The sequence below is a fragment of the Actinomadura sp. WMMA1423 genome (assembly GCF_006547145.1).
In the GTDB taxonomy this organism is placed as follows: domain Bacteria; phylum Actinomycetota; class Actinomycetes; order Streptosporangiales; family Streptosporangiaceae; genus Spirillospora.
Genome location: NZ_CP041244.1, coordinates 1,953,311 through 1,977,049 on the forward strand (window position 1 = coordinate 1,953,311; position 23,739 = coordinate 1,977,049).

General features: G+C 73.9%; 21 protein-coding genes. 6 read left to right on the forward strand and 15 right to left on the reverse strand.

Annotation, left to right across the window (positions count from 1 at the left end):
• Window positions 1-4 precede the first annotated feature (4 nt).
• From ftsW to FKD65_RS09055, 6 genes are all read right to left on the reverse strand, one after another.
• Window positions 5-1,261 (reverse strand): putative lipid II flippase FtsW, encoded by a 1,257-nt coding sequence (gene ftsW / locus FKD65_RS09030; protein WP_141577028.1) that lies wholly within the window; start codon window positions 1,259-1,261, stop codon window positions 5-7.
• A 2-nt stretch (window positions 1,262-1,263) separates the two neighbouring features.
• Entirely contained in the window at window positions 1,264-2,757 is a 1,494-nt protein-coding gene (gene murD, locus FKD65_RS09035; RefSeq protein WP_141577029.1) for a UDP-N-acetylmuramoyl-L-alanine--D-glutamate ligase, read from the reverse strand.
• The gene (mraY, locus tag FKD65_RS09040; RefSeq protein ID WP_141577030.1) at window positions 2,739-3,797 is read right to left on the reverse strand and encodes a phospho-N-acetylmuramoyl-pentapeptide-transferase; all 1,059 of its coding nucleotides are present in this window, start codon (window positions 3,795-3,797) and stop codon (window positions 2,739-2,741) included. The genes murD and mraY overlap by 19 nt, the downstream gene beginning before the upstream one ends.
• On the reverse strand, window positions 3,794-5,221 hold the full coding sequence (gene murF, locus FKD65_RS09045; RefSeq protein ID WP_141577031.1) for a UDP-N-acetylmuramoyl-tripeptide--D-alanyl-D-alanine ligase: 1,428 nt from the start codon (window positions 5,219-5,221) through the stop codon (window positions 3,794-3,796). The genes mraY and murF overlap by 4 nt, the downstream gene beginning before the upstream one ends.
• Window positions 5,218-6,792: a UDP-N-acetylmuramoyl-L-alanyl-D-glutamate--2,6-diaminopimelate ligase gene (locus FKD65_RS09050; protein ID WP_141577032.1), complete on the reverse strand. Its 1,575-nt coding sequence runs from the start codon at window positions 6,790-6,792 to the stop codon at window positions 5,218-5,220. Before FKD65_RS09050 ends, murF begins: the two co-directional genes overlap by 4 nt.
• A gap of 81 nt (window positions 6,793-6,873) precedes the next feature.
• Window positions 6,874-8,958: a penicillin-binding transpeptidase domain-containing protein gene (locus FKD65_RS09055; RefSeq protein ID WP_141586636.1), complete on the reverse strand. Its 2,085-nt coding sequence runs from the start codon at window positions 8,956-8,958 to the stop codon at window positions 6,874-6,876.
• Here FKD65_RS09055 and FKD65_RS46575 point away from each other — a divergent pair.
• Window positions 8,879-9,058, forward strand: a complete 180-nt coding sequence (locus FKD65_RS46575; RefSeq protein WP_368367235.1) for a hypothetical protein — start codon at window positions 8,879-8,881, stop codon at window positions 9,056-9,058. The genes FKD65_RS09055 and FKD65_RS46575 overlap by 80 nt on opposite strands.
• Window positions 9,059-9,226: 168 nt before the next feature.
• Here FKD65_RS46575 and FKD65_RS09060 read toward each other — a convergent pair whose 3' ends face one another.
• The 3 genes from FKD65_RS09060 to mraZ all read right to left on the reverse strand — a co-directional run bounded on the left by FKD65_RS09060 (window position 9,227) and on the right by mraZ (window position 11,722).
• The gene (locus tag FKD65_RS09060) at window positions 9,227-10,033 is read right to left on the reverse strand and encodes a LapA family protein (protein ID WP_141577033.1); all 807 of its coding nucleotides are present in this window, start codon (window positions 10,031-10,033) and stop codon (window positions 9,227-9,229) included.
• Window positions 10,030-11,031 carry a 16S rRNA (cytosine(1402)-N(4))-methyltransferase RsmH gene (gene rsmH / locus FKD65_RS09065; RefSeq protein WP_141586638.1) on the reverse strand — a complete coding sequence of 334 codons (1,002 nt, stop codon included), beginning with the start codon at window positions 11,029-11,031 and terminating at the stop codon, window positions 10,030-10,032. The genes FKD65_RS09060 and rsmH overlap by 4 nt, the downstream gene beginning before the upstream one ends.
• A gap of 259 nt (window positions 11,032-11,290) precedes the next feature.
• A complete protein-coding gene (mraZ, locus tag FKD65_RS09070) occupies window positions 11,291-11,722 on the reverse strand; it encodes a division/cell wall cluster transcriptional repressor MraZ (RefSeq protein WP_089312308.1) in 432 nt (143 codons plus the stop codon).
• 375 nt (window positions 11,723-12,097) lie between these two features.
• Between mraZ and FKD65_RS09075 the strand changes: the two genes are divergently transcribed.
• From FKD65_RS09075 to FKD65_RS09085, 3 genes are read left to right on the forward strand one after another with little or no spacing between them, the layout of a single operon-like run.
• Window positions 12,098-13,141 carry a MoxR family ATPase gene (locus FKD65_RS09075; protein WP_240810043.1) on the forward strand — a complete coding sequence of 348 codons (1,044 nt, stop codon included), beginning with the start codon at window positions 12,098-12,100 and terminating at the stop codon, window positions 13,139-13,141.
• Window positions 13,142-13,144: 3 nt separating this feature from the next.
• Window positions 13,145-14,449 carry a DUF58 domain-containing protein gene (locus tag FKD65_RS09080; RefSeq protein WP_141577034.1) on the forward strand — a complete coding sequence of 435 codons (1,305 nt, stop codon included), beginning with the start codon at window positions 13,145-13,147 and terminating at the stop codon, window positions 14,447-14,449.
• A gap of 54 nt (window positions 14,450-14,503) precedes the next feature.
• Complete coding sequence (locus FKD65_RS09085) at window positions 14,504-17,092, forward strand: DUF3488 and transglutaminase-like domain-containing protein (RefSeq protein WP_240810044.1); 2,589 nt, start codon at window positions 14,504-14,506, stop codon at window positions 17,090-17,092.
• A gap of 16 nt (window positions 17,093-17,108) precedes the next feature.
• On the opposite strand, the gene FKD65_RS09090 is transcribed toward FKD65_RS09085, so the two are convergent.
• On the reverse strand, window positions 17,109-17,675 hold the full coding sequence (locus tag FKD65_RS09090; protein WP_141577035.1) for a CGNR zinc finger domain-containing protein: 567 nt from the start codon (window positions 17,673-17,675) through the stop codon (window positions 17,109-17,111).
• Window positions 17,676-17,787: 112 nt separating this feature from the next.
• On the opposite strand from FKD65_RS09090, the gene FKD65_RS09095 reads away from it, so the two are divergent.
• On the forward strand, window positions 17,788-18,825 hold the full coding sequence (locus FKD65_RS09095; RefSeq protein WP_141577036.1) for an alpha/beta hydrolase family protein: 1,038 nt from the start codon (window positions 17,788-17,790) through the stop codon (window positions 18,823-18,825).
• Entirely contained in the window at window positions 18,825-19,730 is a 906-nt protein-coding gene (locus FKD65_RS09100; protein ID WP_141577037.1) for an arginase family protein, read from the forward strand. Before FKD65_RS09095 ends, FKD65_RS09100 begins: the two co-directional genes overlap by 1 nt.
• 79 nt (window positions 19,731-19,809) lie before the next feature.
• On the opposite strand, the gene FKD65_RS09105 is transcribed toward FKD65_RS09100, so the two are convergent.
• From FKD65_RS09105 to efp, 5 genes are all read right to left on the reverse strand, one after another.
• Entirely contained in the window at window positions 19,810-20,202 is a 393-nt protein-coding gene (locus FKD65_RS09105) for a DUF3040 domain-containing protein (RefSeq protein ID WP_141577038.1), read from the reverse strand.
• A gap of 147 nt (window positions 20,203-20,349) precedes the next feature.
• On the reverse strand, window positions 20,350-21,615 hold the full coding sequence (locus FKD65_RS09110) for a DNA polymerase IV (protein WP_141577039.1): 1,266 nt from the start codon (window positions 21,613-21,615) through the stop codon (window positions 20,350-20,352).
• A 105-nt stretch (window positions 21,616-21,720) separates the two neighbouring features.
• Window positions 21,721-22,506, reverse strand: coding sequence for a methyltransferase domain-containing protein (locus tag FKD65_RS09115; RefSeq protein ID WP_141577040.1), 786 nt, complete (start codon window positions 22,504-22,506; stop codon window positions 21,721-21,723).
• Between the two features lie 248 nt (window positions 22,507-22,754).
• Window positions 22,755-23,171 carry a transcription antitermination factor NusB gene (gene nusB, locus FKD65_RS09120; RefSeq protein ID WP_141577041.1) on the reverse strand — a complete coding sequence of 139 codons (417 nt, stop codon included), beginning with the start codon at window positions 23,169-23,171 and terminating at the stop codon, window positions 22,755-22,757.
• A gap of 1 nt (window position 23,172) precedes the next feature.
• On the reverse strand, window positions 23,173-23,730 hold the full coding sequence (efp, locus tag FKD65_RS09125; RefSeq protein ID WP_141577042.1) for an elongation factor P: 558 nt from the start codon (window positions 23,728-23,730) through the stop codon (window positions 23,173-23,175).
• Between the last annotated feature and the right edge of the window lie 9 nt (window positions 23,731-23,739).

Consider the following 23,739-nt stretch of genomic DNA (forward strand, 5'->3'; position numbering starts at 1 on the left):
GATTTCAACGCCGTGCCAGACCCAGCCAGCTTAGAGCCCTCACGACCGGTCCGGGACCCCGTGCGGAGAGTGCCTGCCGCGCGCCGGGCTCGCGCTTGGCGAACGCGAGCAGCATGCCGAGCGCGAAGAGGGTCGGGATGAGCGCCGAGCCCCCGTAGGACACCAGCGGGAGCGGGATGCCCGTGATGGGCAGGACGCGGATGACGGCGCCGATGTTCACGATCGCCTGCACCACCAGCCACGCCGTGGCGCCCGCGGCGGCGAGGCGGGTGAACGGGTCCTTGACGCGCTTGGCGATCCGCAGGCCCGCGTAGGCGAGCATGCCGAACAGGCCGAGGACGACGAGGGTGCCGACGAGGCCGAACTCCTCCCCCACGATCGCGAAGATGAAGTCGGTCTCGGCGTGCGGCAGGTAGTCCCACTTGGCGCGGCCCTCGCCGAGGCCGGTGCCGAACAGGCCGCCCGAGGCGAGCGCGAACAGCCCCTGCGTGCCCTGGTAGTTGGTGGTGAGCTGGTTGCCGGACGGGTCGAGGAACCCGGTGAGCCGCTGCATCCGGTACGGCTCGACGAGGACGAGGATCGACACGAGCAGCGCCACGAGCCCCGCGATGCCGACGAACAGCCGTCCGGGCGCGCCGACGGCCCACAGCAGCGCCAGGAAGATCGTCAGGAGCACCAGGGTGGTGCCGAGGTCGCTGCCCAGCATCACCAGCAGGACGAGCACCCCGGCGCCCGGCATCAGCGGGACCAGCAGCGGCCGCCACTCGGTGAGCTGGCCGAGCCGGTCCTTGCGGGCCAGCAGGTCGGCGCCCCACAGCACCAGGGCGAGCTTGGCCAGCTCCGAAGGCTGGACCTGCACCGGGCCGAGGGCGACCCACCGGGTCGCGCCGCCCGCGCTGCGCCCGAGCCCGGGGATCAGCACCATCGCCAGCGCGACGACCGACAGCAGCAGCAGCGGGTAGGCCAGCGCGCGGAACGTCTTCACCGGCAGCCGGGAGGCCAGCCACATGCCGGGCAGCCCGATCGCGACCCACATGGCCTGCTTCTGGAACAGCGTGTAGGCCGAGCCCGTCGCCTGGAGCTGCTTCACGCTGGAGGCCGACAGCACCATCGTCAGGCCGAGCGCGAGCAGCATCACAGAGCAGCCGAGCACCAGGTAGTAGGAGGTGAGGGGCCGGTCGAGCAGCCCGACGGCGGCGACCACCTGCTCCCGTGGCCCCGGACGCCGGGCGGCGCCGTCCTCCCCGGCCGCGGTGGTCATCGTTACCGGTCGCCCCGGGAGAGGCGCTCGACCGCCGCGATGAAGGCGTCCCCGCGGGCCGGATAGTTGGCGAACATGTCGAAGGAGGCCCCGACGGGCGCGAGGAGCACGGTGTCTCCGGGGCGGGCGAGGCCGGAGGCGTGGGCGACGACGCGGTCCATCGCCCCAGTGTCGGTGTCGGGGACGTCCACGACAGGGACATCCGGGGCGTGTCGCGCGAGTGCCTCGGCGATCCGGTGCCGGTCGCGTCCCATCAGGACGGCGCCGCGCAGCCGCCCGGCGCACGAGCGCACCAGGTCGTCGACGTCCAGGCCCTTGAGGAGGCCGCCGGCGATCCACACGACGCTCTCGTAGGCGGCGAGGGACGCGGCGGCGGCGTGCGGCTGGGTCGCCTTGGAGTCGTTGACGTAGGCCACGCCCTCGATGTCGGCGACGTGCTGGATGCGGTGGGGGTCGGGGACGAACGCGCGCAGCCCCTCGCGGACGGCCTCGGGCGGCACGCCGAACGCGCGGGCCAGGCCGGCGGCGGCGAGCGCGTTGGCGACGTTGTGCGGCGCGAACGGCCGGACGTCGCCGAGCGCGGCCAACTCGGCGGCGTGGCTCGCGGGGTCGCCGGTGAAGGCGCGGTCGACCAGCAGCTCCTCCACGACGCCGAGCTCACCGGGGCGCGGGACCTGGAGCGTGAAGCCGACCCGCCGGGACACGCCCTCGGCGCGTTCGGCGAGCGCCGAGGAGGTGTCGTCGTCGGCGTTGTAGACGGCGACGCAGCCCGGCGCGAAGATCTTGGCCTTGGCGCCGGCGTAGGCGTCCATGGAGCCGTGCCAGTCGAGGTGGTCGGGCGCGACGTTCAGCACCGTGGCCGCGTAGGGGGCGACGGAGCTGGACCAGTGCAGCTGGTAGCTCGACAGCTCCACCGCCAGCACGTCATACGGCTCGCTCTGCTCCTGGGGGGACGACCCCGCAGACCCCCCGGAACCGCCCGCGACCGCCTCCACGATCGGAGTCCCCACGTTCCCGACGCTGAGGGCCTTGTGCCCGGCGGCGGTGAGCATGCAGGCCAGCATCCGCACGACGGTGGTCTTGCCGTCCGTCCCGGTGATCGCCAGCCAGGGCGCCGCGTCCCGCGGCCGCAGTCGCCACGCCAGCTCCACCTCGCCGATGATCTCGATGCCGGCCGCGGCGGCCGCGGCGAGCAGCGGGGCGTCCGGCCGCCAGCCCGGCGAGGTCACGACCAGGCCGGTGCCCGCCGGGAGGGACTCGCCGTCGCCGAGCCGGACCGCGACACCGCACGCCTCCAGCTCGGCGGCGTGCCCGCGCTGCTCCTCGCCGTCGCGGGCGTCCACGACGGTGACGCGGGCGCCGCGGGCGGCCAGGACGCGGGCGGCGGCGCGGCCGGACACGCCGAGCCCGGCCACGCACACCTCCAGGCCCTCCCAGGCATGGCCGTCGAAGGGGCGGTTCTCCCAGGCGGGGTCGCTCACTTCTTCGGCATCCATTCCAGGTAGAACAGCCCGATGCCGATCGCGACGAACGTCGCGGACATCAGCCAGAAGCGCACGACGATCGTGGTCTCGGCCCAGCCCGACAGCTCGAAGTGGTGCTGGAGCGGAGCCATCTTGAACACGCGTTTCCCGGTCATCTTGAACCCGCCGACCTGGATGATCACCGACAGCGTGATCATCACGATCAGCCCGCACAGGATGGCGAGCAGGAACTGGGTGCGGGTGAGGATGGCCAGGCCGACCAGCACGCCGCCGAGGGCCAGCGAGCCGGTGTCGCCCATGAAGATCTTCGCGGGGGGCGCGTTCCACCACAGGAAGCCGAACACGCCGCCGAGCACGGCCGCGGCGACCACCGCGAGGTCGAGGGGGTCGCGGACGCTGTAGCAGTTGGGGGCGAGGGCGGCGGCGCAGCTGTTGCGCAGCTGCCAGTTGCCGATGACCACGTAGGCGGCCAGCACCATCCCGGCCGGGCCCGCGGCGAGGCCGTCCAGGCCGTCGGTGAGGTTGACGCCGTTGGACATGGCCGCGATGAGCAGCAGCGCCCACACCACGAACAGGTACGGGCCGATCGAGGGGCCGAAGTCGCGCAGGAAGGACAGGTGGGGGTCGGCGGGGGTGACGTCGTAGCCGTTGGGGAAGTTCAGCGAGCCGACCGCGAACACGACTCCGACGAGGATGATGCCGATCATCTTGGCGCCGCTGCGCAGGCCGAGGCTGCGCTGCTTGAACACCTTGATGTAGTCGTCCACGAACCCGACGAGGCCGAGGCCCGTCATCAGGAACAGCACGAGGATGCCGGAGATGGTGGGGACCTCTCCGGTGAACAGGTGCGCGGCCGCGTAGCCGACGAGCGAGCCGACGATGAAGACCGTCCCGCCCATGGTGGGGGTGCCGCGCTTGTTCAGGTGGGCCTCGGGGCCCTCGTCGCGGATCATCTGGCCGTAGCCGAGCCGGTTGACGATGCGGATCCACACCGGTGTGCCGACCATCACGAAGATCAGCGCGATCCCCGCGGCGATGATGATGTTGGTCATCGGCCGTCCTCCGCGAGGATCGCCTCGGCCACCCGTTCCAGGCCGGCCACGCGGGAGCCCTTCACCAGCACGACGTCCCGCGGCGCGAGCCGCTCCCGGAGCACGGTCACCGCCGCGCCGACGTCATCCACCTGTACGCACTCTCCCGTCCATGACGCAACCTGCCCGGCCCCTTCGGCCATCGCCGCCGCGTTCGCGCCGACCACCACGAGCCCGGCGATCCCGCTGCGCGCGACATGCTGCCCGATCCTGGCATGTTCCGCCATGGACGAGTCACCTAGTTCGGCCATCTCGCCCAGTACCGCGTAGGCGCGGCGGTCGCGGGCCAGGTGGACGAGCACGTCGATCGCGGCGCGGGTCGAGTCGGGGTTGGCGTTGTAGGCGTCGTTCACCACGGTCACCCCGTCGGCCCGCTCGGTGACCTCCATCCGCCACCGGCTGACCGGCACGGCCGCCGAGAGCGCCTCGGCGACGGCGCCGGGGGCCAGCCCCGCCGCGCGCGCGGCGGCGGCCGCGGCGAGCGCGTTCGGGACGGCGTGCGAGCCGTGCAGGCGCAGCGCGACCCGCGCCGAGCCCTCCGGCGTGACCAGGGTGAAGCTCGCCCGGCCCTGGTCGTCGAGCGTCTCGTCCTCGGCGCGGACCACGGCGCCCGGCGAGCGGCCGAAGGTGACGACCTTGCCCCGGGTGCGGGACGCCATCGCGCTGACCAGCGGGTCGTCGGCGTTGAGGACGGCGGTGCCGCCCTCGGGCACCGCCTCCACGATCTCCCCCTTGGCCAGGGCGATGTTCTCCCGGCTGCCGAACTCGCCCACGTGCGCGGTGCCGACGTTCAGCACGACGCCGACGTCGGGGCGCGCGATCCCGGTCAGGTAGGCGATGTGGCCGATGCCGCGGGCGCCCATCTCCAGGACGAGGTGGCGGGTGGCGGTGTCGGCGCGCAGCACGGTGAGCGGCAGCCCGATCTCGTTGTTGAACGAGCCGGGCGGGTAGACCGTCGGGCCCGCGCCGCTCAGGACCTGGCCGATGAGGTCCTTGGTGGAGGTCTTGCCGGCCGAGCCGGTGACCGCGACGACCGTCACGCCGGGCAGCCGCTCCAGGACGCCCCTGGCGAGCCGTCCGAGCGCCTCCTGGACGTCGTCGACGACCACGCAGGGGCCGTCCACCGGGCGCTGGGCGAGCACGCCCGCCGCCCCGGCCGCGAGGGCCCCGGCCGCGTAGTCGTGGCCGTCCACGTGCTCGCCCTTCAGCGCGGCGAACAGCGCTCCGGGCTCCACCGCGCGGGAGTCGATCACCACGGGACCGGTCACCACTGGATCGCCCCCCGCGGGACCGCCCGCCGCGCGGCCGCCTCCCCCCGGGTCCGGCGGCCCGTGCCGGGTCCCTCCCGTGATCTCCGCGATCGTCGACAGCGGAAGTGGGATCACGCCTGCGTCCCGTCCCCTCTTATCCCTTGTGCGCGGCGCCTGAGCGCCTCTGCGTGGCGCCGGAGCGCGGCGCGGACGACCTCCCGGTCGTCGAACGGGTGCACCTCGCCCGCCACGTTCTGGCCCTGCTCGTGGCCCTTGCCCGCGACGACGACGACGTCGCCGCGGCGGGCGCGGCCGACGGCCAGGTCGATCGCGGCGGCGCGGTCGGGCTCCACGACGATGTGCGCGCGCTCCGGCTGCGGCACCTTGAGCCCGCCCTCGACCATAGCGGCAAGGATGGCCAGTGGATCTTCCGACCTCGGGTTGTCGTTGGTGAAGTACGCCATGTCGGCCAGCCGGGCGGCGGCCTCGCCCATGAGCGGGCGCTTGCCGCGGTCGCGGTCCCCGCCGCAGCCGATCACCACCGTGAGCTCGCCCTCGGTGACGGGCCGCAGCGCGTTCAGGACGGCCTCGACGGCGCCCGGCTTGTGCGAGTAGTCGACGAGGGTCACGAAGTCCTGGCCCTCGTCGACCCGCTCCAGCCGCCCCGGGACGCCGGGCAGGGACGCGACCCCCCGGACCGCCGCCTGCAGCGGGATGCCCGCCTCGACCAGCGCCACGATCGCGGCCAGGGCGTTGGCGACGTTGAAGGGCCCGGCGAGCCGGACCTCGCCGTCGGCCTCGATGCCGAGGGGCCCGACGACGCGGAACACGCTGCCGTCGGCGCCGACGCGGACGTCCTCGGCCCGCCAGTCGGCCGCCGGGTCCCCCGAGGGTGAGAACGTCGTCGCGGGGATCGTGGTGATCTCCAGCAGCTCGCGGCCGTAGTGGTCGTCGAGGTTGATCACGCCGACCCGCGAGTACTCCGGCGTGAACAGCCGGGCCTTCGCGAGGAAGTAGTCCTGCATGGTCGGGTGGTAGTCGAGGTGGTCCTGGGACAGGTTGGTGAACACCGCGACCTCGTAGCGGGCCCCGCCGACCCGGCCCTGCACGAGCGCGTGGCTGGACACCTCCATCGAGGCCGCGCCGACGCCGCGCTCGCGCATCATCGCCAGCAGCGCGTGCAGGTCGGTCGCCTCCGGTGTGGTGAGCGCGCTCGGCACCCGGTCGCCGCCCACCCTGATCTCGACGCCGCCGACCAGGCCCGTCTCGATCCCGGCGGCGCGCAGGCCCGCGTCCAGCAGGAACACCGTGGTGGTCTTGCCGCTGGTGCCGGTCACGCCGATGAGGGTGATGTCGCCGCCCGGGTCGCCGTACACCCAGGAGGCCGCCTCGCCCAGCCGCGCCCGGACGTCTCGGGTCACCAGGACTGGCAGGCCCGTCGCCGCGGCCCGGTCGTACCCGTCGGGGTCGGTGAGGACCGCCACGGCGCCCGCGTCCGCGGCCTGGGCGGAGAACTGGGCGCCGTGCGCCGTGGCGCCGGGCAGCGCCGCGTAGATGTCGCCGGGCAGCACGGCTCGCGAGTCGTGCGTGATCCCCGTGGCGGACACCCCGTCCCAGGGGGCCCCGCCGTCCCGTCCGTCATGTCCGATTCCTAGAAGCGCCGCGAGTCCGCTCAGCGGACGAGCCGGGTTGGTGGTGGGACGCATGGCGTTTCTTTCGTTGCGGACGGTTCGGGACTGGTGGGACACGGGTGGTGGACTCACAGGCGAGGAGGGTACTCGCTGCGCTCAGTCTCGGGCGCGGATCTCGATGATCGGCGGCTTGCTCCCCGTCGGCGGGATCCTCTCGGACTGAAGCGCGAAACTCATCACGTCCTTGAACACCGGTGCCGCCGCATCGCCACCATAGTGGCTCCCCCGCCTCGGATCCCGCAGGACGACCTGCACGACCAGCCGCGGGTCGTCCGCGGGCGCGAACCCGGCGAACGAGGCGGTGTAGCCGCCGCCGCTGTAGCAGCCGCAGCGCGGGTTGACGTTCTCGGCGGTGCCGGTCTTGCCGGCGACGCGGTACCCCTTGATCTGCGCCTTCGGGGCGGTGCCCTCGTCCGTCGTGACGCCCTCCAGCATGTCGCTGATCTGCCGGGCCGTCTTCGCGCTGATCACCTGCTCGCGCTCCGGCTCGGGGGCCGGGGTGAACCTGTCGTGCTCCCCCACGGTGCCCGCGACGAGGTTCGGCGCGACGCGGACGCCGCCGTTGGCGATCGTCGAGTACACGCTCGCCATCTGCACCGCGTTCACCGAGACCGTCTGGCCGAACGCGATCGGGTAGCGGTCGGTGCCCGACCACTTGTTCGGCGGCACCAGGAGGCCGGGGGTCTCGCCGGGCAGGGGCAGGCCGGTCCGGCGCCCGAACCCGAAGTCGCGCAGCGTCCGGTAGAGCTGCTGCTCGTTGATGCTCTCGCTGGCCATGATGGTGCCGACGTTGCTGGACTTGGCGAGCACGCCGGCGAACGTGAGCCGCTCCGGCGCGTGGTCGTGCGAGTCGTGGAACACCACGTCCCACTTCTTGATCCTGTCGGGGACTGTGTAGGGCGTCTGGGGGGTGACCCCGCCGTGCTCCATGACCGCCGCGGCGGTGACGACCTTGCCGGTGCTGCCCGGCTCGTAGGCGTCCTGCACCAGGGGGCTGCCCCAGCGGGAGCGGTCGGAGTCGGCGTAGTCGTTCGGGTCGAAGCCGGGCGCGGACGCCATCGCCAGGAGCCGGCCGGTGCGCGGGTCCATGACGATCACCGTGCCGCTCTTGGCCCGGGTCGCCCTGACCTGCTGCTCGATAGCCTGCTGCGCCTTGAACTGCAGGTCGCGCTGGAGCGTGAGGCGGATCCCGCGGCCCGGCACGGACGGGCGCTTCTGGTCCTCGCCCATGGGGATGTGCTGCCCCTCCGGGCTGATCTCGACCCGCTGCCAGCCGGCCTTGCCGGCGAGCACGTCGTTCATCGAGCTCTCCAGGCCGGCGGCCCCGCGCCCCGTGTCGTTCACGAAACCTATGACGCCCGCTGCCAGCGAATCGTTGGGGTATTCCCGGCGATATTCCGGCAAAGTACCGATGCCGAGGAAGTTCCACGAGCTGACCAGCCGCGCCTGGTCGGGGCGGACGCCGTGCGCGAGGTACACGAACCTCGTGTCGGGCTTGCTGATCTGCTTCAGCAGCGTCGCGGGGTTCAGCCCGAGCGCCGGGGCCAGCGCGTCGACGATCGGGCGCCGCTTGTCGGCCTTGATGAGCGAGGGGTCCGCGAAGATCGCGCGGGCCTCCACCGTCATGGCGAGCGGGTTGCCCTGCGCGTCGGTGATGTCGCCGCGGACGGCGGGCAGCGTGATCTCCCGCATCCGCTGCAGCATCGCCTGCTCGGTGTACTTGTCCGACTCGATCGTCTGGAGCTGGACGAGCCGCCCGGCGAACAGCGACAGCACGAACGCGACGACGAGGAGCCCGACGTTGAGCCGCTTGAGCGGGTCGCGCCGGTGGAACGGGACCCGGGGCCGCGGCGGGCGGCCGGGCGGGGGCCGGCGTCCGGAGCCGCCGCCGGGGCGCGGGCGGCGCGGGGCCGCGCCGTCGCTCTTGGGCCGCGTGCTCTGGGCGCTCCGGGCCGTGCGGCCCTCCCCGGCGGGCGGCTTCTTGCGCGCGGGGCGTCTGGTGGGCGTCGCGGCGCCGGCGGCGCGCTCGCTCCCCTTCTCCTTACGCGCGGCCTCCTTACGCGGAGTCTCCTTGCGAGGAGCCTCCTTGCGAGAGGTCTCCTTGCGAGAGGTCTCCTTGCGAGAGGTCTCCTTGCGCGTGCTCTCCTTGCGGGCGGCCTCCTTGCGAGGGACGGGGACCATGCCGCTGCGGGCGGGCCGGCGGGCGCCGCCTCCCTTGGCGCCCGTCCGCCCCGGACCGTCGCCACGTCCCGCGGGAGGGCGCGGGGCACTCCCGGTCTGACGCCCGGACGCGCGCGCCGCGCCCGGGCCGCTCTTGTCGTCGCGCCCGGCCGCGCCGCGGGGGCCGCGACCGTCCGGGCCGCGCCTGCGGCCGGGGGGCGGCCCGGCGCTGCCGCGTCCCGGGCCCTTGGTCACCGCTCCACCCGCTCCCCGCCGGCCCCGCGCCCGCTCACGGCGCCCCGTGCCCGGTCCGCGCGCCGTTCCCGGCCTGCGCCCCGTGCCCGTTCTGCGCGCCTGTGCCGTTCCGGGCTCCCGTGCCGCTCTGGGCGCCCGCGCCGTCGCCGGGCACCACGGTGCCGGGGACGCCGAGGACCCCGGCCGCGCCTGCCGACGCCGCGGCGGCCTGCGGGACGGGACGGATCGCTCCGCCGGACCGGCCCGGCTCGGTGGAGAAGAAGGCCGGCTCCTTGCCCTGCCTCATGCCGAGCCCCTTGGCCTTGTTCGACAGCTGCTGCGGCGACCCCTCGCGGGCGATCTCCTCCTCGTAGGCCTGCCGCTGCTGCTCGAGGCGCTTGTTGCTCTGCTGCAACCGCGTGAGCGTGAACGCGTCCTTGGCGAGGACCGTGTTGAGCAGCAGCAGGCTGACCAGCGCGCCGCCGAGCAGCCCGATGATGAGCAGGACGAACGGGGCGCGCGGCGCGGCCTGGCCGGTGCGCCGCGAAGCGGCCGCGCCCGTGGTGCCCTTCGCGCCCGTCGCGACGTCCGCGCCCATGGCCGCCTTGGTGCTCTTCGCGGCCTTGGTGCTCTTCGCACCCGTCGCGGGCGAGGCCTTCGGCCGCGGCTTCACGGCCGCCTTGCCCGCGGCCGCCTTGGCGGGCGCCGCCGGTTTGGCGGGCGCGGTCCCGGCGGGCCCGCTCCCCGGCGACGCGCCGGCGCGCGAGCCCTTGGCGGGCGCGGCCGGGGCGGCGGCGTCCGGGCGCTCAGCGGCCCTCTTCTTCGGCGCCTTGGTCGGCGGCCGCCTGCTCGTCGTCGTCATATCGCCTCCCGGACCCGCTCCGCGGCGCGCATCCGCACCGATCCGGCCCTTGGATTGGTCGTGGTCTCCTCGTCGGACGCCAGCTCGGCCCCGCGCGTCAGGAGCCGGAACCTCGGCTCGTGCTCGGGCAGGGTGACCGGCAGGTCCGGCGGGGTGGTGTCGGCCGCCTGGGCGGCGAGGACCTGCTTGGTGATGCGGTCCTCGAGCGAGTGGTAGGACAGGACGACGACCCGGCCGCCGACCGGGAGCGCGTCCAGGGCGGCGGGCAGCGCCCGGCGCCAGGTGTCGAGCTCGCCGTTCACCTCGATGCGCAGCGCCTGGAAGGTGCGCTTGGCCGGGTTGCCGCCGGTGCGGCGGGTCGCGGCGGGGATCGAGGTGCGCACCAGGTCGGCGAGCCGCCGGGTGGACTCCAGCGGGGCGCGCTCGCGCTCGCGCACGATCGCGGCGGCGATGCGCTGGGCGAACCGCTCCTCGCCGTACTCGCGCAGGATGCGGGCGAGCTCGGCGGGCGGGTAGGCGTTGACGACCTCGGCCGCGGTGAGGTTCTGGGTGCGGTCCATCCGCATGTCGAGGGGGGCGTCGTAGGAGTAGGCGAAGCCGCGGTCGGCCTCGTCGAGCTGCGGGGAGGACACTCCGAGGTCGAACAGGACCGCGTCGAGGAGCGGGACGCCGAGCCGCCGCAGCACAGCGGGGATCTCGTCGTAGACGGCGTGCTCCAGCGTGACGCGGTCGCCGAACGGGGCGAGCCTGCGCGCGGAGCGCTCCAGCGCCGTGGTGTCGCGGTCGAGGCCGATGAGCCGCAGCGACGGCACGGCCCGCAGCATCGCCTCGGCGTGGCCGCCCATGCCGAGCGTGGCGTCGAGGTAGACGGGGGTGCGGCCGGTGACGGCCTCGGCGGCGGGGACGAGGAGTTCGAGGACGCGGTCGAGCATGACCGGCACGTGGCCGCCGTCGGGACCCCGGTCGTGCGCGGCGTTCCCCGCCGCGTCGTTCTCCATGTGCGCGTCCATGCTCCACCCCCCCTGTACTGCCACCTCGCTCGCGGACTGTGTGGCATCGCCGGACCGGACCGTTCCGCGCCCCCGGCGGCGGCCTCGCCCGGCCAGGTCCCCATCCGCTGCCCTGGAGGAAGATCACCGCGTTGCCCGCGGGGGGTCGCCGTCTGGCGCCGGGGAAGCTGCGCCAGCTGGCTGGAGAGCGGCTGGAGACCTGGCCGAACGTGGGCCAGAGCCGGTCATCGGACCGACGAGTCGTATCTCAGAGAATCCCTGGCAACACCTCCTCCGAGACGTCGGAGAAGGTCTGCTCCTCCTGCTCCAGGTAGGTCTCCCATGCCTGGGTGTCCCAGATCTCCAGACGCGTGTTCGCCCCGATGACCGTGCAGTCGCGGGTGAGGCCCGCGTACTTGCGCAGCGGCGGAGGAATCGTGACGCGGCCCTGCTTGTCGGGTACCTCGTCGGAGGCGCTGGCGAAGAAGACCCGGCTGTAGCTCCGGACCGCCTTCTCGGTGACCGGCGCGGCACGCAGAGCCTCGGTTATCCGCTGGAACTCCGCCATGGGGAAGACGTACAGGCAGCGCTCCTGGCCCTTCGTGATCACCAATCCCCCCGACAGCTCCTCGCGGTACTTCGCCGGCAGGAACAGTCGTCCCTTGTCGTCGAGGCGCGGCGAGTGGGTGCCGAGGAACACCGGGCCCCACCTCCCGCGCCGCGTGGGGCGCTACTGCCCCCCACGGCGCCCCACTCTACTCCACTCTTCCCCACCGTCAACAAGAAAAACACCGTCCACGCGCCGTTTTCCGCGAAGAAACCGCAGGTCAACGAGGGTGGTGTGGAGTGGGGCCCACCAGCGCCCCCTCCGCGCGCCGCCGCGGCGCGCACCCGCCGAGGGGGCCCTCGCACCGGGACGCGGGAGGGGCCGGAGGGGCCCGGTGGAGTGAAGTGGTGCGTCGCGCGCGTCGTATGTCGTCGCCCCCGTAGAGCACAATTGGCTCGCGTTCCACATGAACATCGCAGTGGGCGTTCCGACGACGTACTGTCGTTTGGAACGGCTGAGGAGGGTTTGGTGGCAGTAGGCACGCACGGCGAGTCGTTCATGGAGACCGACCCCCCGGCATCCCGCCCCGCCCGGCGCGGCGGAGGGCGCGACGCGGCGGGAGGCGGGCTCGACGGGCTCGCCCAGGTCGCGAACAAGATCCGGGATGCCGTGGAGTCGGTGATCGAGGGCAAGCCCTCGGCGGTGCGGCTCGCGCTGACGGTCCTGCTGGCGGAGGGGCACCTTCTCATCGAGGACGTGCCCGGGGTCGGCAAGACGATGCTCGCCAAGGCGCTCGCGCGCTCGATCGACTGCTCGGTGCGGCGCGTGCAGTTCACGCCCGACCTGCTGCCCAGCGACATCACCGGGGTCAGCGCCTACAACCAGGAGCGGCGCGAGTTCGAGTTCAAGCCGGGCCCGGTGTTCGCCAACATCGTGGTCGGCGACGAGATCAACCGGGCGTCCCCGAAGACGCAGTCCGCGCTGCTGGAGTGCATGGAGGAGCGCCAGGTCACGGTCGACGGCACCACCTACGAGCTGGAGCCGCCGTTCATGGTCATCTCCACGCAGAACCCCGTGGAGATGGAGGGCACCTACCCGCTCCCCGAGGCGCAGCGCGACCGGTTCACCGCGCGCATATCGATGGGCTACCCGGACCCGGCGGCCGAGCTGGAGATGCTCGACACGCACGGCGAGACGTCCCCGCTCGACCGGCTCACCCCGGTCGCGCACGCCGCCGACGTCCGCGACCTCATCGAGGTGGTGCGCGGCCAGCACGTCGCGCCGGCGGTGCGGCAGTACGCGATCGACCTCGTCTCGGCCACCCGCAGGCACCCGGATCTGCGGCTCGGCGCGTCCCCGCGGGCGACCCTGCACCTGGTGCGGGCCGCGCGCGCGTACGCGGCGCTCGACGACCGCGACTACGTCGTCCCCGACGACATCCAGGACCTCGCCGCCCCCGTCCTCGCGCACCGGCTGCTGCCGACCGCCGAGGCGCAGGTGGAGCGCCGCCGCCCCGAGCAGGTGGTCACCGACCTGGTCAAGCGGCTGCCGGTGCCCTCCCCCGGCAGGTGACCGGTGCGACGGGCGCTGGCCGGCCTCACCACTCGCGGGCGGTCCTTCGTGGCCGCGGGCGCGACCGCGATCGCCTGCGCGATCGCGCTCGGGGAGCGCGACCTGCTGCGCGCCGGGGTGCTCGTCCTGGCGCTGCCGCTGCTGTGCACGGTCGCGGTGGCGCGGACGCGGTACCGGCTGGCGTGCGCGCGCCGGCTGGAGCCCGCGCGGCTGCCGGTCGGCCACGAGTCCCGCGTCGACCTGCGGCTGGAGAACGTCTCGCGGCTGCCGAGCGGGCTGCTGATGGTGGAGGACCGGGTCCCCTACGCGCTCGGCGGGCGGGCGCGGTTCGTGCTGGAGCGGATCGAGCCGCACGCGTTCCGTGAGCTCGGCTACCGGATCCGCTCGGACGTGCGGGGCCGCTACCGGGTGGGGCCGCTGACCGTCCGGCTCGCCGACCCGTTCGGGATGGTGGAGCTGGTCCGCTCGTTCAGCCTGTCCGACACGCTCACGGTGACCCCGGCGATCGTGCCGCTGCCGCCGAGCCGGCTGTCGGGCGCGTGGACGGGCGGCGGCGACAGCGTGGCCCGCGCGGTCTCCGCGGCGGGCGAGGACGACGTCGCTCCGCGCGAGTACCGGCACGGCGACGACCTGCGGCGCGTGCACTGGCGGTCCACCGCCCGGCATGGTGAGCTGATGGTGCGGCGCGAGGAGCAGCACTTCCAGAGCAGCGGCACGCTGTTCCTCGACACCCGGCGCTCCGCGCACTGGGGCGACGGGCCCGGCGGCTCGTTCGAGCAGGCCGTCTCGGCGACGGCGTCGATCGGCGTCCACCTCGTCCGGACGGGGATGAGCCTGCGGTACGTGACCGACGGCGGCGAGGCGCTGCCGGCGGGTCCGTCCGAGGGCGCGTTCGAGGGGCTGCTGCTCGACGCGCTGGCCGTGGCGCGCCGCTCCAAGGGCGGGTCGCTGTCGGCGGGGCTGGCCGCGCTGCGCGGCCGCGGCGGCAGCCGGGAGGGCGACGGCCTGGTCGTCGGGGTCTTCGGCGTGCTGTCCGACGACGAGGCCCGCGCGATCGCCGCGGCCCGGCGCGGTACCGGTACGTGCGTCGCGGTGCTGGTCCAGGGCGGTCCCGGAGCGCAGCGCGACGGCGGCGCGGACGGCGCGCCGGCGAACGGAGCGGGCGAGGGGACCGCCCGCGTGACGGCCGCGGGGCTGCTGCGCGCGGGCGGCTGGCGGGTGGTGACCGTGCGGTCGGCGGCGGAACTGGCCGGAGCGTGGGCGCGGGCCGGAAAGACCGACGAGGGCTTCGTCCGGGACGGCGCATGAGCAAGGGCTGAGGCGGGGCGCAAGAGTGAGGGCGTGCATGAGTAAGGGCAGCGCATGAGGGTCCGGATGACGGTGATGGCCGCGCTGGCGACGCTCGCCGGCTCGATCGGCCTGTACCCGCTGTTCGAGAGGGCGAGCTGGTTCTGGGCGGGGTTCGGCGCGGTGCTGGCCGCGTCCGCCGGCGGGCTGCTGTCGCGGCGGCTGCGCACGCCCGCGCCCGTCGGCCTGCTGTTCGGCCTGGCGGCGCTGCTGCTCTACCTCAACCTCGCCTTCGCGAGCGCCGAGTCGTGGCTCGGGGTCATCCCGTCCCCGGACTCGGTGCGGCATCTCGGCGAGCTCTCGGACGAGGGCTGGCGGGCGGCCAACCGGTACGCGGCGCCCGTCCCGCTCGTCCCGGGCATCGCGATGCTGGCCGCCGCGGGGGTCGGCCTCGTCGCCGTCCTGGTGGACCTGCTGGCCGTGCGGCTGCGCCGCGCCGCGCCCGCCGGGCTGCCGCTGCTGGCCATGTACAGCGTGCCCGCCGCGATCCGCGAGGACGGGGTCGGCTGGCTGGCCTTCGGCGTCGGCGCGTTCGGCTTCCTCGCCCTGCTCATGGCCGACGCCCGCGAGCAGGTCGGCGGGTGGGGGCGGACGGTGACGACGCGCCGCCGCCCGCGGGAGGTGCCGCTGGCGGGCGCGCAGCCGCCGCCCGGAGACCCCGCCGACCGGCCCGACTCCTCGGCGCTGGCGGCGAGCGGCCGCCGGATCGCGGCCGGCACCGTCGCCGTCGCCGTGCTGCTGCCGGCGGCGGTGCCGGGCCTGCACCCGCGCGGCGTGTTCGGCATGGGAGGCGGCTCCGGTCCGGGCACGCAGACCGTGACGACGCCCGACCCGCTGGTCAGCCTGAAGCGCGAGCTGACGAGGCTGGACGACTCGACCGTCCTCACCTACCGCAGCGACGCCCCAGAGAGCCCCGGCTACCTGCGCCTCTACGCCCTCGACCGGTTCGACGGCGACCGGTGGACCTACAGCCCCCTGAAGAGCAGCTCCAAGGACCGGGTGAGCGGCGACCGCGCCCTGCCCCCGCCGCCGGGGCTGACCGCCGCGCCCGCCCGCGAGGTGACGACCGAGGTCCGGGTGCGGCCGGAGGTCAGGAACATGACGTTCCTGCCGGTGCCGTACGCCCCGACCAAGGTGTCGATCAAGGGTGACTGGCGGGTGCACGACGCGTCGCTGATGATCTACTCGCTGCGCGACTCGGCGAGCGGGCGCTCCTACACCGTCAAGAGCCTGCTCCCCCAGCCCACCGCCGGGGAGCTCGCCGCCGCGGGGCCCTACCCGCCCGAGGTCGTCGCGCACTACACCGCGGTGCCCAAGAACGTCCCGCCGCAGGTCAGGAAGCTCGCCGCGGACGTCACGGCCGGGTCGGCGACCGCGCTCGGCCAGGCGGTGCGGCTGCAGCGCTGGTTCACCATCAGCGGCGGGTTCACCTACGACCTGTCCGCGCCCGCGCCGCAGCACGGCAGCGACCTCGTCGACTTCCTGCTGCACGGCAGGCGCGGCTACTGCGAGCAGTTCGCCGCCTCGATGGCGCTGATGGCGCGGATCCTCGGGATCCCGTCCCGGGTGGCGATGGGCTACACGCCGGGCAGCGAGGTCAAGCCCGGCGAGTGGGTGGTGCGGTCGCGCGACGCGCACGCCTGGCCCGAGCTGTACTTCGAGGGCTCGGGGTGGGTGCGCTTCGAGCCGACGCCGAGCGGTGCGGGCGGGCAGGGCACGGCCCTCGCGCCCGTCTACAGCCAGCCCGCCGTCAGCAGCGGCGGCGAGCCGGGCGAGCAGACCACGCAGGCGCCGGACTCCTCGTCCCCGGACGAGGGCTCGGCCGCCGCGACCAACGGTCCCCGGCACCGCAACGACGAGGGCGCGAGCGGCCCGACCGGCGTCCAGCAGGAGGACGACGGCGGGTTCTCCGCGGCGCCGTGGCTAGCCGGGGCCCTGCTGGTGCTGCTGCTGCTCGCCGTGCCGATGGTGCTGCGGATCGTCACCCGGTGGCGCCGCTGGGCGGCGCTGGCCTCCTCGGCCGCCTCCACGCCGGTGCCCGCGCGGCGGGACGGCGCGCCCGATCCGGCCGGCATGGAGCCCGTCCGGCGGACGCGGGCATCCGGCCCGGGCGGCGCTCCGGGTTCCGGCCGGGGGCCGCGGACCCCCGATCCGGCCGGAGCCGCGCACGCCGCCTGGCTGGAGATGCGCGCGGACGCCCTCGACCACGGGCTGGAATGGCGGGCCAGCGACTCGCCCCGAGCGGCCGCCCGGCGGCTCGGGGAGCTGCTGGAGATGGACGCGACGAGCGTGCGGGCCCTGACCCGGATCGCCCGCGCCGAGGAGCTGGCGCGCTACTCGCGGACCGGTTCCCTCGAGCCGGCCGAGCGGCTGCGCGCCGACGTGCGGACCGTCCGGGAGGCGTTCGCCGCGTCCGTGGGCCGCCGGGCCCGGTGGCGCGCCCGCCTGCTGCCGCCGTCGACGATGGCGCAGAGCCGCTCCGCGCTGCGGACCGCCGGAGACCGCGCCCTGGACGCCACCGCCCGGGTGAACGCCCTGGCGGCCCGGCTGAACGACGTCGCGTCCCGCCTGAACGAGCTGCCGTCCCGCCTGCGCCGCAGGTAGGCGCGAACGCCGAGGTTCAGGCGGGGCCTGCCGCTCGCCGCTCGGTGTACGCGCGCGCCTTCGCGCGGTTGCCGCACACCCGCATCGAGCACCACCGCCGGGACGCGTTCTTGGAGGAGTCCCAGAAGACCCAGGCGCAGTCGTGCGCCGGGCAGCGCCGCACCCGCGACCACTCGCCCCGGGCCGACGCCGCGAAGTAGGCGGCGGCGATCCGGCCCAGGGCCTCGGAGAACGGCCCGCCGCCCGCGTCGAGGCCGGGTCCGCTCTCCGCCGCGTCCGGGCCGGCCGGAAGCCGCATGGTGAGGGTCAGGGTGGCCAGGACCTCCTGCGCGGCCCGCACGTCCTCGGTGTCGACCGGTTCGCCGGTGTTGGCGAGCGCCAGGCTGCGGAGCCCGCGCCTGAGGTCGACCGCCGCCCGGACGTCCGCCGCCCGGACGGACGGCCTGGAGCGGCACAGCCCCTGCCCGACGAGCCAGTCCGCCAGCGCCTCCGGGCCGTCGCCGAACACGTCGGTGCCGTCCTCGACGTCGACGGTGTTGAGGAAGGCGACGACGGGTCGCACCGCCGCAGGAAGTTCTCGCATGCCCGCTCCCGAGGTTCTCGCCCTAACCAGGAAACCCCATCACCGGTTGACACGCAAACACGTAACCACCTAACTTCTTCATCGGTTAAATCCGCCGGAACAGGGAGGCCGCATGATGCCGTGGTCAGAGGACCTCGAAGGGGAGTTGCACGAGCACGTCATCGTGAGCGAGGCGCTGCGCGGCAATCCGCTGGGCGATCCGCACGAGCGGCCGCTGTGGGTCTACACCCCGCCCGGCTACGGCGATCACGCCCGCTATCCCACGGTCTACGTCATCCAGGGCTACTGCGGGACCATCTCCATGTGGCGCAACAGGACGCCGTTCCGCCGCACCTTTCCCGAGTTGGTCGACGCGCTCTTCTCGCGTGGCGACGTGGCGCCCGCGCTGGTCGTGTTCGTCGACGCCTGGACCGCCTACGGCGGCAGCCAGTACCTCGACTCGCCGGCGATCGGCGCCTACCACACCTATCTGTGCGCCGACGTGGTGTCGTGGGTCGACGAGCACTACCGCACCCTCGCCCACCGCGACGCCCGCGCCATCACCGGAAAGTCCAGCGGCGGGTACGGGGCGATGGTGACGGCGATGCTGCGTCCCGACCTGTTCGGCGCCTTCGCCTCGCACGCGGGAGACGCGCTCTTCGACGTCTCGTACACGCCGTCCTTCCCCGCGCTGGCCAGGCGGCTGCGGGACGAGTTCGACGGGTCGTACGACAGGTTCCTGGAGTACTTCCGGAACAGTGAGGTCCCGCTCCTGCACGACCTGGACGAACTGCTGATCGAGACCTACGGCTACGCGGCGGCGTACTCCTCGGACGCCGACGGCACGGTGCGTCTGCCGTTCGATCCCGCGACCGGCAGGATCGTCCCCGAGGTCTGGCGGCGCTGGCTGGCCTGGGACCCGGTGCGGATGGCGCCGGACCGCGCCGACGCGCTCCGGTCGATGCGGGCCGTCTGGATCGACGCCGGACGCCAGGACGAGTACCACCTCGACCACGGCGCGTCCGCGTTCCACCAGGCGCTCGCGGACGCCGGCGTGCCGGCCGAGCGGATCCACTTCGAACTGTTCGACGGCACCCACGCCCGCATCGAGTACCGCTACCCGCGGGCGATCGAATGGCTGACCGGGCACCTCACCACGGGGGACCAGTGATGATCTCCATCCTCGCGGCTCCGACGAACCTCGGCCTGCGGCCCCCGCGCGCCACCAGCGTCCCCGGGTGCGCCAAGGCGCCCGAGGCGCTGCGCGAAGCCGGGCTGCACACCAGGCTCCTCCGCGACGGCGCCGAGGACGCCGGTGTCGTCATCGCGGGCCGGTACGTCGACGACTGGGTCTCCGGCTCGGGGAGAGTGCGCAACCAGGACGCCCTGGTCGACCACGCGACCCGGCTGGCCGGCCGGATCGGCGCGGTCATCGACCAGGGGCGGGCCCCGCTCGTCCTCGGCGGCGACTGCAGCGTCCTCGTCGGCGCCGGAGTCGCGCTCGCCCGCAGGGGCCGTTACGGCCTCGTCCACATCGACGGCCACACCGACTTCCGCCACCCCGGCAACTCGCACCGCTGCGCGAGCGTGGCCGGTGAGGACCTCGCCGCCGCCGTCGGCCTGCACTGGAAGGCGGTGTCCGACATCGAGGGCCTGTCGCCCTACTTCGCCCCGGAGGACTCCGTCCATGTCGGGTGCCGCGACGACGACGAGGAGCTCGGCGAAGCAAGCGAGGTCCTGGCGGGGGTGGTGCCGGCGAGCCAGTGGATCGCCGACCCGGCCGGCGCGCTCGACGTCGTCCGCGGGACCGTCGCCGCGGACGGCCTCGACGGCTACTGGCTGCACGTCGACATCGACGTCCTCGACCCGGCGCACATGCCCGCCGTCGACAGCCCCGCGCCCGGCGGACTCGACCCGCGGCGGCTGGCCGCGCTGCTCGGCGAGCTGGCCCCCGGCGCGGTCGGCGCCGACGTCTGCATCTTCGACCCCGACCTCGACCCCGGCGGCGGGTACGCGCGGCTCGTGGCCGGCACGATCGCCGACGGCCTCGGCGGCCTCGGCGCTCGCGAGGCGTGATCCTCCCGGACACGCGTTCGTCCCGGCCCGGTGGGAGGACCCACGCGCGGCCGGGACGAGTCGTCTTCAGGGCCGGGAGCTAGTCACCCTCGGTGCGGCGGCGCCAGCGTTCCTCCATGCGCTCCATGAAGCCCGCCTTGGCCGGGCGCGCCTGCCGGCCGCCGCCCCTCGCGGGCTCGTTGCCGATGCCGGCCATGCGCTTCCAGCTCGTCAGCGCCCACACGCAGCACGCGACCATCAGCAGGAAACCCGTCACGCTGATCGCGATGGTGACCGTGCCCGCGTTGACCACGAGACCGGCCATCAGCGCGCACACGCCCACCACGAAGCCCATGGCGGCCTTGATGATCCGACGCTTGTAGTGGACCTGGGGGTTGGTCGAGCGAACCGCGTGAGCGAACTTGGGATCCTCGGCGTACAACGCCGATTCGATCTGTTCGAGCATGCGCTGCTCGTGCTCAGAGAGCGGCACGGCACCTCCCAGCGACAGCTCCGCGACGGAGTATCCGATGCGGGACGCGAACGTCAACGGTGATATGCCCAGAATACGAGGACTCTCGAGCGTACGAAAGCGAACGGCCCCCCAAGGACCCGGAGCCGGTCACCTCACAGCCTTCTTTCATTGTCTTCCGTCCCTGCCGTCCCGTGCGTCACCCTCCGCCGCACGCCGGACAAGCGCGGCGGGACGCACCGCGCCGCGGCCGAACCGGTGCGCGACCTGGTCCATGGCTCGCTCGGCCTCACGCCAGCCGTTGTCCGGCTCGTCGAAGGCGAGCTGACGGGGGGCCTCGCCGGCGGGGCCCAGATTCTCCACCCGCACCCCGACCAGTCGGAGTCGTACCCGTTCCAGGCCCGCCCCCTCATACAGCTCGCGGGCTGTGACATAGATCACACGAGCGAGATCGGTGGGCTCGGCCAGCGTGCGCGACCGAGTGATCGTCTTGAAGTCGGCCATCCGGAGTTTGACGCTGACCGTCCGGCCGGCGTTCCCGCTCTCGCGCAGGCGCGCGCCGACCCTCTCCGCCAGCCGCAGCAGTTCCCGCCGGATGACCTCGGGGTCGTCGACGTCGGTGTCGAAGGTCTCCTCGGCGCCGATGCTCTTGTCGGGCGTGTGCGGGACGACTTCGCGCGGGTCGCGTCCCCACGCCAGCTCGTGCAGGTGCCTGCCCAGCGCGTTGCCGAGTTCGCGCTGCAGCGTGCTGAGGGGCACCTGCGCGAGCTGCCCGACGGTGCGCAGCCCGAGACGGGTGAGCGCCTGCTCCGTGCGCTCGCCGACGCCCCACAGGGACGCGACGGGCAGCGGATGCAGGAAGTCGACGACGCCGTCGGCCGGCACCACGAGCAGCCCGTCGGGCTTGCACCGCGTCGAGGCCAGTTTCGCGACGAACTTGGTGTTCGCGACGCCGACCGAGCAGGTGATGCCCTGCTGGTCGCGGACCTGGTCGCGGATGAGCTGCGCGATCGCCGCGGGACGGCCCAGCCGCCGCCGGGCGCCCGCCACGTCGAGGAAGGCCTCGTCCAGGGACAGTCCCTCCACCAGCGGCGTGACGGAGCGGAAGATCTCGAAGACGGCGGCCGAGACGCGGGAGTACTTGCCGTGGCTCACCGGCAGCACCACCGCCTGCGGGCACAGCCGCCGCGCCCGCGTCATCGGCATCGCCGAGTGGACGCCGAACCCGCGGGCCTCGTAGGAGGCGGCGGACACCACCCCGCGCGGCCCGGCCCCGCCCACGACGACCGGGCGCCCGCGCAGCTCGGGCCGTTCGAGCAGTTCGACGCTGACGAAGAAGGCGTCCATGTCGACGTGCAGGATGGCGCAGCCGGTGTCGTCGGCGGGCGGGCCCGGCTGCGGCCCGGGCCTGTGCAGCTGCTGCTTGCGGCTCACGCGGCCTCCCCGCCCGGCGGCCGCGCCGCGCGCGGGCCCCGCCGCGGAGCCGCCCGGAGGGCCGTGGCCTTCCGGAGGGTCGCCCGATCCGCCGCGTGCACGGTCTTAGCCCGCCGGCTTGTCGGCCACCAGGTGAAGCTGGGTGGCGAGGTCCCGCAGGACGGGGTGGACGGCCGCGACGGACTCCAGCGCGATCAGCGCCTCCGCCGAGTCGGCGTCGCCGTCCACCAGGCCGCTCGGCACCAGGTCGGCGAAGATCCGGACGCCGTGCAGCTCGGCGACCCGCAGCCCCGCGCCGCGCACCAGCGCCGACAGCGACTCGCGGGTGAACCGGCGGGGCATGCGGTCGCCCTCGCCCCACCGCCCGGACGGGTCGGTCAGCACGCGCCGCGCGTCGTCGAAGTGCCCGGACACGGCGCGGTGCAGCGCGGCCGCGATCTGCCCGGCCACCAGCACGCTGACCGAGCCGCCCGGGCGGACGGCCCCGGTCAGCGCCGCCATCGCCGCGTCCGGATCGTCGACGTACTCCAGGACGCTGTGGCACAGCACGAGGTCGGCGGCGTCCGGGCCGAGCAGGTCGGGCAGGTCGACGGCGTCGCCCTGCACTGCGCGGACCCGCACCCCGGACTCGGCGGCGCGCCGCTCCAGCGCGGCCAGCGCGTCCGGGTTGGAGTCGACCACCGTGACCCGGTGCCCCAGCTCGGCGAGCGGCACCGCGAACCCGCCGGTCCCGCCGCCGACGTCGACGACGTCGCTCAGGCCGGCCTCGGGGGTGATGCGGTCGAGGACCACGCGCAGGGCGTCCCACAGGACCGCGTTGCGCACCCGGCTCCCGCCCCGCACCCGTTTCTGCTGCCGGCCGGTCACGGCCGCTCCCCTAACGTTGGTCATCAAGGAGAGCTTATTGCAGCGCACTCTTGTTCGGGCCTGGCGGCACTGCAATAAGCACCGCGCCTACCTCAGCCGCCACCGCAACCACGCGACGACCCCAGTGGTTGCGATCGCGTCCGGAGGCAGGTTCAAGCGAGGCGAGAACCTGATCGCGCAGCGAGCCGCCAAGGCGAGACGGAGCGATGCCAGCGATCGCCCGCTTTTCTCGACGATGGAGGGCCGCCAGGCCCGAAGGAGGAGAGAAAAGCCTAGAGACTGAGTGACGGCTTCAGCTGCTGGAGGCGGGAGAGGAGGCCGTTGACGAAGCGGGGGGACTCGTCGGTGGACAGTTCGGTGGCGAGGCGGACCGCCTCGCTCACCGCCACGCCGTCGGGGACGTCGTCCACCCAGAGCAGTTCGAACGCGCCCATCCGCAGGATGTTGCGGTCGACGACGGGCATGCGTTCGAGGGTCCAGCCGGTCGCGTAGGTGGCGATCAGCTCGTCGATGCGCTCCCGGTTCTCCTGGACGCCCTCGATCAGCCGGACGGCGTGCGGGAACTCGGCGAGCTCGTCCTGGTTCGGACGCCCCCGGGCGGCGAGCACCGCCGTCGGCTCCTCCTCCCGCAGCTCCGCGGCGAACAGGATGTCCAGGGCGAGCTTCCTGGCCTTGGTGCGCGCCGCCATCTCAGGCGCGGCCGAGGTACTCGCCGGAGCGGGTGTCGACCTTGACCTTCTCGCCGGTGGTGATGAACAGCGGGACCTGGATCTGCGCGCCGGTCTCCAGCGTGGCGGGCTTGCTGCCGCCGGTGGAGCGGTCGCCCTGCAGCCCGGGCTCGGTCTCGGTGATCTCCAGCACGACGGCGGCGGGCAGCTCGACGTAGAGCGGGTTCTCGTTGTTGAAGGCGATCACGGCGTTCTGCTCGGGGAGCAGGTAGTTCGCGGCGTCGCCCACGGTGGCCGCCGGGATGTGCGGCTGGTCGTAGGTCTCGGTGTCCATGAAGACGAAGTCCTCGCCCTCGCGGTAGAGGTACTGCATCTCGCGCTTGTCGACGCTGGCCACCTCGACCTTGGTGCCGGCGTTGAAGGTCTTGTCGACGACCTTGCCGGACAGCACGTTCTTCAGCTTGGTGCGGACGAACGCGCCGCCCTTGCCGGGCTTGACGTGCTGGAACTCCTGGACGGTCCACAACTGGCCGTCGAGGTTCAGCGTCATGCCGTTCTTCAGGTCGTTCGTCGTCGCCACTGCGTTGTT

Excerpts from the sequence above, each read along its gene's own strand:
- nusB (WP_141577041.1), bottom strand. The coding sequence starts at position 23,171 with ATGGCGGCGCGCACCAAGGCCAGGAAGCTCGCCCTGGACATCCTGTTC.
- FKD65_RS09115 (WP_141577040.1), bottom strand. The coding sequence starts at position 22,506 with ATGACCAACGTTAGGGGAGCGGCCGTGACCGGCCGGCAGCAGAAACGG.
- mraY (WP_141577030.1), bottom strand. The coding sequence starts at position 3,797 with ATGACCAACATCATCATCGCCGCGGGGATCGCGCTGATCTTCGTGATG.
- FKD65_RS09055 (WP_141586636.1), bottom strand. The coding sequence starts at position 8,958 with ATGGTCCCCGTCCCTCGCAAGGAGGCCGCCCGCAAGGAGAGCACGCGC.
- FKD65_RS09050 (WP_141577032.1), bottom strand. The coding sequence starts at position 6,792 with ATGCGTCCCACCACCAACCCGGCTCGTCCGCTGAGCGGACTCGCGGCG.
- FKD65_RS09060 (WP_141577033.1), bottom strand. The coding sequence starts at position 10,033 with ATGACGACGACGAGCAGGCGGCCGCCGACCAAGGCGCCGAAGAAGAGG.
- ftsW (WP_141577028.1), bottom strand. The coding sequence starts at position 1,261 with ATGACCACCGCGGCCGGGGAGGACGGCGCCGCCCGGCGTCCGGGGCCA.
- FKD65_RS09090 (WP_141577035.1), bottom strand. The coding sequence starts at position 17,675 with ATGCGAGAACTTCCTGCGGCGGTGCGACCCGTCGTCGCCTTCCTCAAC.
- FKD65_RS09100 (WP_141577037.1), top strand. The coding sequence starts at position 18,825 with ATGATCTCCATCCTCGCGGCTCCGACGAACCTCGGCCTGCGGCCCCCG.
- FKD65_RS09085 (WP_240810044.1), top strand. The coding sequence starts at position 14,504 with ATGAGGGTCCGGATGACGGTGATGGCCGCGCTGGCGACGCTCGCCGGC.
- murD (WP_141577029.1), bottom strand. The coding sequence starts at position 2,757 with ATGGATGCCGAAGAAGTGAGCGACCCCGCCTGGGAGAACCGCCCCTTC.
- rsmH (WP_141586638.1), bottom strand. The coding sequence starts at position 11,031 with ATGGAGAACGACGCGGCGGGGAACGCCGCGCACGACCGGGGTCCCGAC.
- FKD65_RS09095 (WP_141577036.1), top strand. The coding sequence starts at position 17,788 with ATGATGCCGTGGTCAGAGGACCTCGAAGGGGAGTTGCACGAGCACGTC.